Below are 14,982 nucleotides of genomic sequence, written 5' to 3' on the forward strand. Positions count from 1 at the left end.
CTCAATCTGGCTTATAAGTTTAATTCTTGCCAAATCGCATCAATCCGCGCCACAGAAGCAGGGTCGCGCTCGATCACCCTGCCCCATTCACGATTCGTTTCACCCGGCATTTTATTGGTGGCATCCAAGCCCATCTTGCCGCCCAAGCCCGAAATCGGGCTGGCGAAATCAAGGTAATCAATCGGTGTGTGCTCCACCAAAGTCGTATCGCGCACCGGGTCCATCCGCGTGGTAATTGCCCAGATCACTTCTTTCCAATCTCGGCAATCGACATCATCGTCGACAATCACAATGTACTTGGTGTACATAAATTGGCGCAGGAAAGACCACACGCCAAACATCACGCGCTTGGCATGCCCCGGATATTGCTTTTTGATCGATACAATTGCCATCCGATAGCTACATCCTTCGGGTGGCAGATAAAAATCGACGATTTCCGGAAACTGCTTTTGCAAGATCGGCACAAACACTTCATTCAGCGCCACGCCCAGAATCGCTGGCTCATCCGGTGGTTTGCCGGTGTAGGTGCTGTGGTAGATCGGATCGGGGCGGCTAGTGATGCGCTCAACTTCAAACACCGGGAACCAGTCTTGCTCGTTGTAGTAACCCGTATGGTCGCCGTACGGGCCTTCGAGTGCGTGCAGGAAGCCATTCACTTCCTTCAAGGGCACGCCATGCTCAGACACACCGCTGTAACCCGTCTCGCACGGTTTTAACACGCCTTCCAGCACGATTTCTGCCGTGGCGGGCACTTGCAGGTCTGAACCGATGCATTGCACCAGCTCGGTCTTACTGCCGCGCAACAAACCGGCAAATTGATATTCACTCAGCGTATCAGGCACCGGCGTTACCGCGCCCAAAATGGTTGCTGGATCACAACCCAGCACTACTGCAACTGGATAAGGCTTGCCCGGGTTTTGCCGCGCATGTTCACGAAAGTCCAGCGCGCCACCGCGATGCGCCAGCCAGCGCATAATCACCTGATTTTTACCAATCACTTGCTGGCGATAAATGCCGAGGTTTTGGCGCTTTTTATTTGGCCCGCGTGTAACGACCAAGCCCCAAGTTATCAAAGGAGCAATATCGCCTGGCCAGCAGTGCTGGACTGGGATTTTGCCCAAATCAACGTCAGGGCCTTCGATCACCACATCTTGGCAAATCCCTTTGCGCACTTCTTTCGGTGCCATATTCAGCACTTGTTTGAGCAATGGCAGCTTTTCCCACGCGTCTTTCAAGCCTTTTGGCGGTTCAGGTTCTTTCAAATACGCCAAAGTCTGGCCAATTTCGCGCAGCGCCGACACGTCTTGCGCGCCCATACCCAGCGCAACGCGGCGGGGCGTGCCGAATAAATTACCGAGGACCGGCATACTATAGCCAGGTACATTCTCAAACAACACAGCGGGACCTGCATTGCGCAAGATACGGTCGCACAACTCAGTCATTTCAAGTTTTGGCGAAACAGGCGTATGAAGACGTTTAAGTTCACCTTGGCTTTCTAGCTGCGCCATAAAGTCGCGCAAGTCGCGGTATTTCATTGGTATTTTCCTAAAAAAAACGCCCGATTGTTACGGGCGTTTTTAACAATAGGCAGCACGCCCAGCGTTCAATTTTAGCGAATTTCAGACAGTGTCATCACTGAACTAAAGCGCGATTTAGCAGCTATGGTAATTGCATTATCAAACGCATCGCCGCGCTCGACACACACGAAGTTTTGGCGATATTCACGTACGTCCGCCATATTATCGGCATGATCGCCCGGATTCCACACGATACTGCTGTTGGCCGTACTTTCAATCTTAATCTGACGCTCGCCATCAACGATGGTTTGCACCGCAGGTACATCCAAATACACGCGATCAGTACTGCCGGTGAGTTGCAAAGTACCGCTTTGCTGACGACGAGTGACTTCACCAATCGTATCGATATAGGTCAGGTCTTCCAAGCCCAATATCGGCGACTGGGTATAGTCCGCAACAGCAAAGTAAGTATGGAATGCATAGGTAAACGGTGCGGGGGTATCGCTGAGATTATCGACATTCAGTGTCAATTTGAGTTCCGTACCGACTTCAATTTTCATTTCAAAACGGAACTCATGCGGCCACTGCGCCAAAGTTGCAGGGGTACTGATAAGGCTAACGATCAATTCAGTGACACCATCAGCGCGATTGATCACTTTTTCTAAAGTCCAATCAGCCGTACGGGCAAAACCATGCGATTGCAGACCATGTGGATGACCGCCAAACCAAGGCAAACACAGTGGAATACCGCCACGGATGGCTTTACCCGGGGCAAATGTCGTTAGCGGTGATACCCACAAGACATCTTTTCCGCCTGCAGGAACAAAGGAAACTAAATGACAGCCCTGAAGAGTAAAACTCGCTTTACCGAGTTGATTTTCTACCACCACCAGAGGCAAGCCCTGACCCGCTTGCTTGAAACACTCGGCTGAATGCACCACGCGTACGCCTGAAGTGCCCGCTAAAACCGCAGAAAAATCGATATCGCTCATGAACATATTCCTCAACTTGAGCCGCTATTCTAAAGCAAATTGCAACAAATCTTACAAGGCCGAGCACAATTTACTGGTAAATATTGCCCTAAGCCAAATCGGCCAGCAGTAATTATTGCAAACGACGCGGGGGAATACCTTCCATGCTCCGCTCAGGATCAAACCAGCGTGATAACCACTTATAAGTGCGACGCCAAGCGTCTTGCGCGGCGACTGGATCAGCAATATCCTCAAGCGGCAAATGATTAGGTGGCAAGTTGAGCGCTTCGGATTCGAGATTATCCAGCACCAAATCAAAATCATGCATTGCGTCAGGGTAGCTCACCAAGTGAAATAAACTTTGCCCTGAAATTTGACTCAATTCGGAACAGCTAGATAAAGGCGCTAAACCATCACGTTGCCCCGCCAACAATAAAGTAGGAGCCGACACTCGAAAATCGGCACCCAACAAAAGCCTGCAATTCGGATAAAACACGGTTGCAGAACGCAAGCCTGGCTTGGCCTGGTTAAGCAACCACAAGGTTGCAGTTGCGCCAGAGTCCCAGCCGACAACCGCAATGCGATTGGAATCGATTTCTTTGCGCTTTTTGAGCCAAGAAATGGCAGTTTGCAGATTTTTGGCGCGCCGTTTCATCTCTGCTTTTTGTTTTTTGCTACTACTAATTGCACAAGGTTTTTTACCTGCTGCTTTGTCATTCAGCAACAGCACAGCAAAGTCGAGCTCCTGCAATTGTGACGTCATTCGCGCATAGCGAATGGCTAATTCTTTATTGCTGTCGAGCAGACCTGCGCATCCGTGCATCAGCACCACAGCAGGTGAGTGGGGGCGACTTGAGCTGAAATACTCTGCCTTTAAGCGTGATGATCCTAGTTGCAGGGAAGTTGGAACCGCCCACGTAACAGAGGCTAAGCAGAAAAGAATTAAACCGAAATAAGGCATCAAGCGATTAAACGCAAAGTAAACGGGTAGCGATAGAACAAGCCTTTGCTTGCATTAACCGCAGCTAAAATACTGCAGACGATATTACATAACCATAAGACCGCGAGGGCCAGCCAACCCAAAATAGGAATAAGCGACAAAATCAGCGAAGCGAGCATCAAAGTGAGTGACCAATTCAAGGCTTCTTTACCCGCGGTAAAAATGAATTCATCGTCTTTTTTCAAGACATAAATGACTAAACCAGGAATCACACTAAAGAAAATCGTCAGTAGATAAACTAGGACCGCAATATTGCGTGAGTCTTGCGATGGAACTTGGCTCGGGGTTAAATCATGCATGACAGCACCTCTTCTGGCCTACCGTTTATCGAATAAGGCCGTGGATTTTACGCCCGTTCCGGCCTTTGTTTCAAACTTTATTCGGCCAAATCAGCAAACACAACTGATTCCACCATTTTTGCCTAGCTAAGTCTTTGTTTTTGCGCTAAACCATAGTTGCACTGCAACAATCAGGCGCGATTCAACCACATCTGCCGCGAAACAAGGAGCGCAAGAATGAGTGATACGATCGATTGCCATATGGCACCCAACGGCGTCGTCACCCTCAGTTTAATGCGCCCAGAGGTCTGCAATGCCATTAATGAAATTATGGTGGCAGAACTGACTGCAACTTTGGTCGCCATTAGTCAAAACGCTGCTGCACGTGTGCTAGTGCTAACGGGCTCAGGCAAGTTTTTTTGCTCCGGCACTGATCACCAATGGATGCTGAAAGGTAGCGAATCAGGTCCTGATCATAATTTTGAAGATGCTCTGCATATCGCGCGCTTATTACGCACACTCGATAGACTCCCAATTCCGACCATTGCGCATATTAATGGACCAGCCATTGGTACTGGCATCGGACTAATTTCTTGCTGCGACATGGCGGTCTGCACCCCAAACAGCTGGTTTAGTATACCGGATACTCGATTAGGGCTCATCCCCGCAGTATTTGGCCCCTATGTTATTAATAAAATTGGCAGTAGCGCCGCCCGCCGGTTCTTTTTGAGTACCGAGAAATTCTCACCTACTACGGCGCAGAGACTTGGACTCATACATGAGTGCCCAATTGATGTAGAGCAGGTTAGTGAACAAGTGCGGTCATGGATTAGAGAAATTTTGCATAACAGCCCGCACGCACTCACGGCGGCGAAGCGCTTCATTACCTCAGTAGAGCATCGACCAATCGATGATGCCATGCTATCAGACACGGCACATCGCATGGCTCACATTCGCTCTCACGAGCAAGCACAAGAAGGTTTACGAGCCTATTTAAACCAAGCGCCAGTTAGCTGGGCCCCATAAAGAAAAACCCAGCACAAGGCTGGGTTTAGATAGGATTTACTGGAAGCCAATTACTGCGCAGGTTTAGCTGCCATTTGCTTGCCGTATACCACTTTGATATCACGCTTTAGCGAATCTAGATAAGCAGATAGCTCAACTTGACCGTACATCTTAGACAAATTCTCATCGAGTTTGAATTTGTTTTCAGGGCTTAATGCTGGCGCAGCAATCGCGTTGCCCACTTTATAAATTGTGTAGCCGCCTGCCACAGTAGCCCCGACATATGCTGGCTGTTTACTGCCGTCCACTTTGAAAATAGCTTTTAAATCCGCCTCAGCAACACCAGGAGCGGCAATGCGGCCAATCGTTTGCATTTCACCCCAAGCCAGGTTTACAGCTTGACCGGCATTCAGTGCTTTTAGTTTTGCCGCACCATCAGCCGCAGCCAGTTTTACTGCCTTGTCTTGTTTGAGTTTTGCACTAATTTGCGCAGACACTTCAGCTAAAGGCTGAGTTTGGCTTGGCTTAAACTCAAGAACACGCGCCGAAACCAATTGACCACGCCCAACTTCAACCGCTTCCGAATTGTGTTTTTTCTTCAGAACATCATCAGAGAAAACAGCCTCAAGCAATTTAGGATTATTCAGCACAGGATCTTGTGCTGATTTGCGTGTTACCCAATCACTTTGAACGATAGACAATTTCAACTCGTCAGCCACTGGCTTCAAACTATCAGCTTGCTGATAAACAAGATCGCTAAATTTTTCAGATTGTGACTGAAAACTAGTTTGCGCTTTTTCTAGTTTTAACTGCTCTTCAATTTTCGGTTTCACATCAGCGAAAGTCGCACCTTTCACGTCTTCGAGCTTCAAGATGTGAAAACCAAAGTCAGTCTCAACCACATCACTGATTTGCCCCTTGGTCATTTTAAAGGCAGCGTCTTCAAATGGTTTTACCATTGCGCCTTTGGCAAAGAACCCTAAATCACCACCATTCTCAGCAGAACCTGGATCTTGTGATTTGGCTTTCGCAAGTTCGGCAAATTGTGCTGGATTCTTTTTCACTTCCGCCAGAATCGCCTCAGCCTGCGCACGCACTTTAGCTTTTTCTTCAGCCTTCATGTCTTTAGGCGCGTTAAGCAGAATATGGCTTACTTTGCGCTCTTCTTTGGTTAGATCGGCTTTGTGCTCTTCAAAGTATTTTTGAATATCCGCTTCTGCCACTTGTAATTTCGAAGCTAGCTCCTCCTGAGAGAACACCACGTATTCAAGCTTCACTTTGTCCGGCGATTTATATTGCGCAAGATTGGTATCGTAATATTGCTTAATCTCAGCATCTGACACAGTCACTTGAGCCAGATATTGTTCAGGCGTTAAATTGGCAACGTAAACTTCACGCTTTTCACCCATCAATTGGTTGAGACGTTGCATTTGAGCATTTGAGACAAAACCGGTTTGCATTACACCATCCATTAACTGGCGTAATACGAGATCTTGTTTGAGTTTTTCTTCAAAAATTGCAGGAGACATTTGTTGCGCGGCAAGCATTTCTTGGTAGCGCTTCGCATCAAATTTGCCATCAACTTGGAAAGCGGGAATAGCCGCAATTGCATCACGCAACACTGAATCTGGCACCGCCAAATGCAATTGACGAGCTTTCTCTTGCAATAGCTGCTGGCGCACTAACTGCTCAACAACCATAGGCTTCATTTCGTCTGGAATAGCTTGGTTACCAATCGCTTCGGCTAATTCACGCGGTGTGATACGTGACTTGCCGACCTTGGCCAGATAATCATCGCCCTGCCCCATCGCTTCGTAACCGCTAAAACCAATACCGACCACAAGGCCAACAGAAATCAGACCCAAAATTACTTGAACTGCTGTTTTATTATTGTGTACAAAATCAAACATGGACGACGCACTCCTGCTTTACATGCGCGTTATCATGCCAGATTGCATGACTTATGTCTGTAAGAGAAGCAATAAAGCTGCAGATAAAACAAAAGGGCAAACATAACGTTTGCCCTTTCGGATTTGGCGGAGTGGACGGGGCTCGAACCCGCGACCCCCGGCGTGACAGGCCGGTATTCTAACCAACTGAACTACCACTCCGTTTTGGCTCCAAGCACAAGGCAATTAGAGCCAACTACTAATTACTGAACTGCGTCTTTCAACGATTTACCAGCGCGGAATTTTGGCTGTTTCGCTGCTGCGATCTTGATCGATTCGCCTGTGCGTGGGTTACGACCAGTGCGCTCTTCGCGTTCTGATACATAGAATGAGCCAAAACCAACCAGCGTCACTTCTTGACCACTTTTAAGCGCGTTGGAGATCGCTTCTACGGTTGCATCCAGCGCTTTACCAGCAGCGGCTTTAGACAGACCTGCTGATTCGGCGATTGCGTCGATGAGTTCCGATTTATTCACTTACATCCCCTTTCAATTTTGATTAGATGAATCTGGTTGGTACATTGCCTGATGTTTATATCAAGCCCATAAAATGGGTGTCAATTAATGCTTGAGGCTGTGTTGGTTTGTATCAACGTTTGCGCCTGCAATCGCCTCATCGGGCGTGGCTTCCGCAACTGTCGCCACAGGCATACGCTCCAAGGCGTAGGCCAACACCTCATCAAACCACTTGACCGAGTGAATAGCAAGACCTCGTTTTACATTTTCCGGGATTTCGATCAAATCTTTGACGTTTCCCTCCGGAATCAGCACTTGCTTGATACCGCCACGATGCGCTGCCAACAGTTTTTCTTTCAAGCCCCCAATTGGCAAAACTTCGCCGCGCAAGGTAATTTCACCGGTCATTGCCACATCGCAACGCACGGGTATGCCCGTCAAGACCGATGTCAGCGCGGTTGCGATGCCAATACCCGCCGACGGGCCATCTTTAGGCGTTGCACCTTCTGGCAAGTGAATGTGCATATCATTTTTTTGGTAAAACTCAGGATCGATCCCCAAGCTCACCGCACGCGAACGTACGACTGACAAAGCCGCCTGGATCGATTCTTGCATCACATCGCCAAGTTGCCCGGTTTGAATCATCTTGCCTTTACCAGGCAATTTAACGGTTTCAATCGTCAGCAATTCACCGCCAACCTCAGTCCAAGCCAGACCTGTAACTTGGCCGATCTGATTCTTTTGCTCAGCGACGCCAAAATCATAGCGATGAACGCCCAAATATTTATCAATATTTTTTGCGTTGATCACAACTTTTTTGTCGGAAGGCTTCAGCAGCAAGGCTTTGACCACTTTACGGCACAGTTTCGCGATTTCACGGTCAAGGCTACGCACACCGGCTTCACGTGTGTAGTAGCGAATAATGTCGCGCACCGCGGTATCGGCGATTTGCAACTCGCCCTCGCGTACACCATTGTTCTTCATCTGCTTAGGAACAAGGTATTTGAGTGCGATATTTACTTTTTCGTCCTCGGTATAACCCGAAAGACGAATAATCTCCATCCGATCCAACAATGGCGCAGGGATATTGAGCGAGTTAGCCGTAGCTACAAACATCACGTCCGACAGATCGTAATCTACTTCGAGGTAGTGATCGCTAAACGAATGATTCTGTTCCGGATCGAGCACTTCCAGCAACGCAGAGGAAGGATCTCCACGGAAATCGCTACCGAGCTTATCCACTTCATCAAGCAAGAACAGCGGGTTTTTCACACCGACCTTGGTCATACTTTGCAAAATTTTGCCTGGCATTGAACCAATATAGGTACGGCGGTGACCGCGAATTTCAGCTTCATCACGCACCCCACCGAGCGCCATACGTACGAACTTGCGATTTGTTGCGCGCGCAATGCTCTCGCCCAAAGAAGTTTTACCAACCCCTGGCGGCCCTACTAGGCACAAAATCGGGCCTTTGAGTTTTTCAACGCGGGTTTGCACCGCGAGGTACTCAACAATGCGCTCTTTGACCTTTTCCAGCCCATAGTGATCAGCATCGAGTACGGTATCGGCCTCTGCCAAATCTTTACTGATCTTGGTTTTTTTCTTCCAAGGTAGCGCCAAAATAGTATCGATGTAATTACGCACCACCGTCGCTTCAGCCGACATTGGCGACATCATGCGCAGTTTTTTCAACTCGCCTTCGGTTTTTTCACGCGCTTCTTTACTCATGCCAGCTGCTTTAATGCGCTTTTCTAGCTCATCTAAGTCAGCATTTTCATCCAGCTCACCGAGCTCTTTTTGAATCGCTTTTACTTGCTCGTTCAAGTAATACTCGCGCTGGCTTTTCTCCATCTGGCGTTTTACACGACCACGGATGCGCTTTTCAACTTGCAGGATATCGAGCTCGGATTCAAGCTGCTTAAGCAGGTGATCCATGCGGGCAGCAACGTCTTCCATTTCCAGTACGGCTTGCTTTTGTTCAAGCTTCAACGGCAGATGCGCAGCCACCGTATCAGCCAAACGGCCGGCAGTTTCAATTCCCGCCAATGAAGACAAGATTTCGGGTGGGATTTTTTTGTTCAGTTTGACGTACTGATCGAACTGCGCCAGCAAAGTGCGGCGCATCGCTTCAGTTTCATTACTGTCTTCCGCTGCCAGTGCTTGTGGCGTTGCCAGCACCCGATAGAAGCCGTCATCGTCAACCAGCGCTTCCACATGCGCACGCTGCAAGCCTTCTACCAGCACTTTAACGGTGCCATCGGGCAACTTCAATAATTGCAATACCGTTGCCACGGTACCAATCGGGTAAATATCGGCAAAACTAGGCTCATCTTTGGCGGCGTTTTTTTGCGCCACCAATAAAATATGCTTGCCCGATTCCATCGCGGCTTCGAGGGCTTTAATTGATTTGGGACGCCCAACAAACAGCGGAATCACCATGTGCGGAAAGACAACCACATCGCGCAATGGCAACACAGGAAACGAGGTAGATTCAGCAGGTAGTAATGTGTGCTCGGACATTTTTTATGACCTGATCGAGGATATAGAGACAATATGCGGTCAAGTGCTGATTAATTCAATCACTGCGCAAAAAAACATACGCCCAGCCACAATCGAATATCGATTGCCGCTAGGCGCAGGGGTATAGACTTATCCAGCAGATTTTTCGGAAGCTACAGGCACATACTCCGGCTGGGCTTTACCTGCAATCACTTCAGGCGTCACAACTACTTTGGCGATGCCTTCCATGGCAGGCAATTCAAACATCGTGTCGAGCAAAGTCTGCTCAACAATCGAGCGCAAACCGCGCGCACCCGTTTTACGTTCCATCGCCTTTTTGGCAATCGCCAGCAACGCTTCTTCGCCGATTTCGAGCTGCACGTCTTCCATCTCAAACAATTTTTGATATTGCTTGATCAAGGCATTTTTGGGTTCAGTCAGAATCGAAATCAAAGCAGCTTCATCCAGCTCGGCCAAGGTCGCAACCACTGGTAAACGGCCCACGAACTCAGGAATCAAACCAAAGCGAATCAAATCATCCGGCTCAACTTCGTGCAGCAATGCGCCAATGCCTTTGCTCTCGTCTTTGCTCGACACTTCCGCACCAAAACCAATACCGCCTTTCACTGAGCGATTGCGGATGATTTTGTCCAAGCCTTCAAATGCGCCACCACAAATAAACAAGATATTGGTCGTATCGACTTTAGGCATATCTTGGTTTGGATGTTTACGGCCACCGTGCGGCGGTACAGAAGCCACCGTGCCCTCAATTAGCTTGAGCAAGGCTTGCTGGACACCTTCACCCGACACATCGCGGGTAATCGATGGATTTTCTGATTTACGGGCAATTTTATCGACTTCGTCGAGATAAACGATGCCACGCTGCGCTTTTTCAACGTCGTAATCGCACTGCGCTAACAGCTTGGCGATAATATGCTCAACGTCTTCACCTACATAACCCGCTTCTGTAAGCGTAGTGGCATCAGCAATCACAAATGGCACATCCAGCGTTTTCGCCATGGTTTGCGCCAACAGCGTTTTACCCGAGCCAGTCGGGCCAATTAGCAAGATATTCGATTTAGCGAGCTCAACTTCACCATCCGCGCCACGGCCTTTGGTCGATAAGCGCTTGTAGTGGTTGTAGACGGCAACGGCGAGAATTTTCTTCGCACGTTCCTGACCAACTACATATTGATTGAGTACATCGCGAATTTCGGTCGGCAAAGGCAGACGCTTGCCATCTGGAGTTTGCGGGGTAATGTCACCCAGTTGCTGCTCACTTTCTTCACGAATGACGTCGGTGCACAATTCGATGCATTCATTACAAATAAATACTTGTGGGCCTGCAATGAGTTTCTGCACTTCGTGCTGGCTCTTGCCGCAAAATGAACAATACAGGAGTTTATCGCTAGGCTTATCAGACATAAACAGCTATTTCCGAATTTCAAAACAAGCAGAGAAAGAAAAGCCGCCAGAAGTGCTGGCGGCCTCGATAATCCTGGCTGAGAACTTAACCCGCCAGTGCTGCTCGTGATACCAAAACTTGATCCACGAGACCGTAAGCTTGCGCTTCGTCGGCGTTCATGAAGTTATCGCGGTCTGTATCACGTTCAATTGTTTCAAGGCTTTGACCAGTATGGCTGGCCAGCAATTCATTCAATGTGCGTTTGGTTTTAATCAACTCACGTGCATGAATTTCAATATCAGACGCCTGACCCGCTAAACCACCAATCAATGGCTGGTGAATCATGATGCGAGAATTAGGCAATGAAAAACGTTTACCTTTGGTGCCACCCGATAACAGGAAAGCGCCCATCGAAGCGGCCATACCCACGCACAGCGTAGATACATCCGGTTTGATGAACTTCATCGTATCGTAAATCGCCATCCCGGCAGTCACGGAACCGCCAGGCGAATTGATATAGAGGGAAATGTCCTTGTCTGGATTTTCTGACTCAAGGAACAATAACTGCGCCACAATCAGATTCGCCATTTGGTCATTGACTGGACCTACGAGGAAAATCACCCGCTCTTTGAGCAAGCGCGAATAGATATCATATGCACGCTCACCACGGCCGCTTTGCTCGACGACCATCGGTACCAAACCAATATTTTGCGGATCAAATTCCATACGAGACATTTCCACCCCTAAATGAATTACTAAAAGCTTAAGCTTATTGCTGACCCATCAATTCGTCAAAGGCAACTGCAGTTTCTGTTACTTTTGCTTTTGACAGAACAAATTCAACCACATTGTCTTCCAAAGCCATATTGGTTGGCGCAGCCAGACGCTCTGGGCTTGCATAGTACCAAGCTACAACTTCAGCTGGATCTTCGTAGTTTTGCGCCAAATCTTCAACGATGGCTTTAACTTGCTCTGGTTTAGCTTCCAGTTTCTCAGCTTTTACCAATTCAGACAAAGTCAGGCCCAAGTGAACACGGCGTTTTGCTTGTGCTTCAAACAAAGCTGGGTTGAATGGCACAGTTGCTGGATCGATACCACGCGCTTTCAAGTCGCCTTGAGCGCCTTCAACCAAGCGGCCGATTTCCATTGAAACCAAAGATTTTGGCAATTCGATTGGTGTTGCATCGATCACTGCAGTCAACGCCGTTTCTTTAACGCGAGACTTCAAGCGGAAACGAACTTCACGCTCCAAGTTAGCTTTCACTTCCGCGCGCATTTTAGCCACGTCGCCATCAGCAATGCCCAGGCTCTTCGCAAATTCTGCGTCCACTTCTGGCAAGATTGCAGCTGCTACGTTTTTCACCGTGATGGCGAACACAGCAGTTTTACCTGCAACGTCTTTACCGTGGTATTCCGCTGGGAAATTCACAGTTACGTCTTTAGTTTCGCCTTCTTTCATGCCAACTACACCAGCCTCGAAGTCTGGCAACATTTGGCCTTTGCCGATCAAGAATGCGTAGTTTTCAGAAGAACCACCGGCGAACACTTCACCGTCGATTGAGCCTTTGAAGTCGATGATTACGCGATCGCCTTCAGCAGCAGCACGCTCTACGCGCTCGTAGCGAGTACGTTGGCTGCGCAAGATGTTTACGGTTTGATCAACTTCAGCATCACCTACAGTCAACGTTGGCTTTTGTACTTCAACGCCAGTCAAGTCACCCAATTTAACTTCAGGGTAAACTTCAAACGTTGCAGAGAATTCGAAATCACCACCTTCAGCAGTTTCTTTTGGCTCGAAACGTGGGTAGCCAGCAACTTGCAGATTTTGCGCAACAACCGCTTCACCGAAGCTACGCTCAACTGTTTCACCCAATACTTCTTCTTGAATGCGGAAACCGTAGTTTTGGAAAACCACTTTCAAAGGTGCTTTACCTGGACGGAAGCCATCGATTTTTGCTGTTTTAGCAACGCGTTTCAGACGCGCATCAACTTGTTTGCTGATTTCTTCACGCGGTACGGCGATAGACAGGCGACGTTCCAGAGCGCTCAAAGTTTCCAATTGTGCTTGCATGACCACTATTCCTCGCAGGTATTCCGGATGGAATCACCCGGCAGTAGACTTGGATATTACTAATGAATTCGGACCATTCGATGGTGAGTGCGGTTTCAATTCCGCGCGGCAAAGTCTGCAGCAAAGTATTATTTATAGCTGCTAAAAGACTCGCAACACTACACCACGAAAACTAAAGGTGGGAAATTTAACACAAAAGCATCGCCATACCAAGTTATAAAGTACCGCAAAATGTGAGCTAGAATGACTCAAGTTGCAAGAGAAGCTCTGCGATATTGACTTCGTCGATTTGACTTTCATTCAAAAATCGCTGCGCATAGTCAAACCAAACGCGCTCGGTTAAAAAAACCTTAAAGAGATCAAGATCAACGTGTCGCTCTCTCGCCATTCGGGTCAATATTTGCAAAGCCATTGAGAGTTTCATGCCGTCTTTATATGGACGATCACGCGCAGTGAGTGCCTCGAATACATCAGCGATACCCATAATCCTTGCTTGAACACTCATTTGCTCACGCTTAAGGCCACGAGGATAACCCTTCCCATCCATGCGCTCATGGTGTCCACCTGCATATTCGGGCACATTTTTTAAGTGCGATGGCCAAGGTAATGCCTCCAACATCTGGATTGTTACTTCTATATGCCGATTGATAATGGCCCTCTCCGCAGCAGTCAATGTACCTTTTCGGATGGTTAAATTTTCCAATTCATCTGAAGTCAAGAAGGCATGAGTCTGTCCCTCCGAATCCACCCAAACCATCTTAGCAATCGACTCTAGACGGGAAATTTGCGCATCGTCCATCGCCTCACTACCTTGATTAGCCTGGTGAATCAAAGCCCTATCTGCTCGTAACTGTTGCAATTGTTCCGCATACTGAGCTTCACCAAGCTGTCCACGTAGCATGGACAATTCCAGATCCCGAATTAATATTTCAAACCGTTGGTCAATCAATGTAACTCGATCGAAAATCGTTTGTAATTTCGTTGCTTTATCAACGACATGAACAGGCGTCGTTATTTTGCCGCAGTCATGCAATAGCCCCGCAATTTTTAATTCATAGCGGTCACGCTCGGTCATTTTAAAGTGCGCCAACTCCCCCAATTCACTGCGATTTGCCGCATCAGCCAACATCATTGTCAATTCGGGAACTCGCTGGCAATGCCCACCGGTATAGGGAGATTTATCATCTATCGCCAAATTAATAAGATTAATAAAGCCCTCAAATAGTCTTTGCAGAGACAAAATCAACCGGCGATTAGTAATTGCAATTGCCGCCTGCGAGGCCAATGATTCGACTAAATGCTGGTCATTCAAAGTAAATATTTCAATCTCATTTTGACGATTTAACGCATTGATGAGCTGCAACACCCCGATAATTTTCCCCTCATGATCTCGCATTGGCACAGCCAAAAATGATTTCGAGTGGTACCCAGAATGTTGATCAAAGCGACGTGTTCCCGAAAAATCATATTCGGCATTGGCATACGCATCGGGAATATTGATGGTCGATTGTTGATTGACAGCACAAGCGACCACATTTGATAAGTTTGGCCGCCCATCTGCAAGTGCAAGCGGCACAGGAGGCAAACTCACCGAGCATCCGCTAGACCCCCCTTGCGCCAGACCTAAGCGGTTATTAAGTAGAATTTCAAAATGAAGTTTATTATCACGAACCAAATATAACGTACCAGCTTCGGCACGCACCAAATCAATCGCTGCGATCAAAATGCTTTCAACCAGCCGTTCGATCTTCGTCTCACCTGATAAAGCAACTCCAATTGCGTTTAGCTTATTTAGGCGCTGATGCAGCTCATGCTCGCTCACAATACCCCCC

Annotated in this window: 12 protein-coding genes and 1 tRNA gene; 1 reads left to right on the forward strand and 12 read right to left on the reverse strand. The window is 48.0% G+C overall.

Going from position 1 to position 14,982, the window contains the following annotated elements; translation table 11 throughout:
* Positions 1 to 11: 11 nt before the first annotated feature.
* From NT239_03745 to NT239_03760, 4 genes are all read right to left on the reverse strand, one after another.
* Positions 12 to 1,535 carry a UbiD family decarboxylase gene (locus NT239_03745; GenBank protein ID XGA71971.1) on the reverse strand — a complete coding sequence of 508 codons (1,524 nt, stop codon included), beginning with the start codon at positions 1,533 to 1,535 and terminating at the stop codon, positions 12 to 14.
* A 74-nt stretch (positions 1,536 to 1,609) separates the two neighbouring features.
* Positions 1,610 to 2,509 (reverse strand): D-hexose-6-phosphate mutarotase, encoded by a 900-nt coding sequence (locus NT239_03750; protein XGA71972.1) that lies wholly within the window; start codon positions 2,507 to 2,509, stop codon positions 1,610 to 1,612.
* 112 nt (positions 2,510 to 2,621) lie between these two features.
* A complete protein-coding gene (locus NT239_03755; protein XGA71973.1) occupies positions 2,622 to 3,449 on the reverse strand; it encodes a dienelactone hydrolase family protein in 828 nt (275 codons plus the stop codon).
* Positions 3,449 to 3,787 (reverse strand): DUF4870 domain-containing protein, encoded by a 339-nt coding sequence (locus tag NT239_03760; GenBank protein ID XGA71974.1) that lies wholly within the window; start codon positions 3,785 to 3,787, stop codon positions 3,449 to 3,451. Before NT239_03760 ends, NT239_03755 begins: the two co-directional genes overlap by 1 nt.
* A gap of 216 nt (positions 3,788 to 4,003) precedes the next feature.
* Between NT239_03760 and NT239_03765 the strand changes: the two genes are divergently transcribed.
* Positions 4,004 to 4,792, forward strand: coding sequence for an enoyl-CoA hydratase-related protein (locus NT239_03765; protein ID XGA71975.1), 789 nt, complete (start codon positions 4,004 to 4,006; stop codon positions 4,790 to 4,792).
* Between the two features lie 50 nt (positions 4,793 to 4,842).
* Here NT239_03765 and NT239_03770 read toward each other — a convergent pair whose 3' ends face one another.
* The 8 genes from NT239_03770 to NT239_03805 all read right to left on the reverse strand — a co-directional run bounded on the left by NT239_03770 (position 4,843) and on the right by NT239_03805 (position 14,972).
* Complete coding sequence (locus tag NT239_03770) at positions 4,843 to 6,681, reverse strand: SurA N-terminal domain-containing protein (protein ID XGA71976.1); 1,839 nt, start codon at positions 6,679 to 6,681, stop codon at positions 4,843 to 4,845.
* A 124-nt stretch (positions 6,682 to 6,805) separates the two neighbouring features.
* Positions 6,806 to 6,882, reverse strand: a tRNA-Asp gene (locus NT239_03775).
* Between the two features lie 41 nt (positions 6,883 to 6,923).
* The gene (locus NT239_03780) at positions 6,924 to 7,196 is read right to left on the reverse strand and encodes an HU family DNA-binding protein (GenBank protein ID XGA71977.1); all 273 of its coding nucleotides are present in this window, start codon (positions 7,194 to 7,196) and stop codon (positions 6,924 to 6,926) included.
* Between the two features lie 84 nt (positions 7,197 to 7,280).
* Positions 7,281 to 9,695 carry an endopeptidase La gene (lon, locus tag NT239_03785; protein XGA71978.1) on the reverse strand — a complete coding sequence of 805 codons (2,415 nt, stop codon included), beginning with the start codon at positions 9,693 to 9,695 and terminating at the stop codon, positions 7,281 to 7,283.
* 129 nt (positions 9,696 to 9,824) lie between these two features.
* Entirely contained in the window at positions 9,825 to 11,099 is a 1,275-nt protein-coding gene (gene clpX / locus NT239_03790; GenBank protein ID XGA71979.1) for an ATP-dependent Clp protease ATP-binding subunit ClpX, read from the reverse strand.
* Positions 11,100 to 11,184: 85 nt separating this feature from the next.
* A complete protein-coding gene (gene clpP, locus NT239_03795) occupies positions 11,185 to 11,805 on the reverse strand; it encodes an ATP-dependent Clp endopeptidase proteolytic subunit ClpP (GenBank protein XGA72764.1) in 621 nt (206 codons plus the stop codon).
* A gap of 43 nt (positions 11,806 to 11,848) precedes the next feature.
* Positions 11,849 to 13,150 carry a trigger factor gene (gene tig, locus NT239_03800; GenBank protein ID XGA71980.1) on the reverse strand — a complete coding sequence of 434 codons (1,302 nt, stop codon included), beginning with the start codon at positions 13,148 to 13,150 and terminating at the stop codon, positions 11,849 to 11,851.
* A gap of 238 nt (positions 13,151 to 13,388) precedes the next feature.
* Positions 13,389 to 14,972 carry a GAF domain-containing protein gene (locus tag NT239_03805; protein XGA71981.1) on the reverse strand — a complete coding sequence of 528 codons (1,584 nt, stop codon included), beginning with the start codon at positions 14,970 to 14,972 and terminating at the stop codon, positions 13,389 to 13,391.
* Positions 14,973 to 14,982 lie beyond the last annotated feature (10 nt).

The organism is Chitinibacter sp. SCUT-21, assembly GCA_041874755.1.
In the GTDB taxonomy this organism is placed as follows: domain Bacteria; phylum Pseudomonadota; class Gammaproteobacteria; order Burkholderiales; family Chitinibacteraceae; genus Chitinibacter.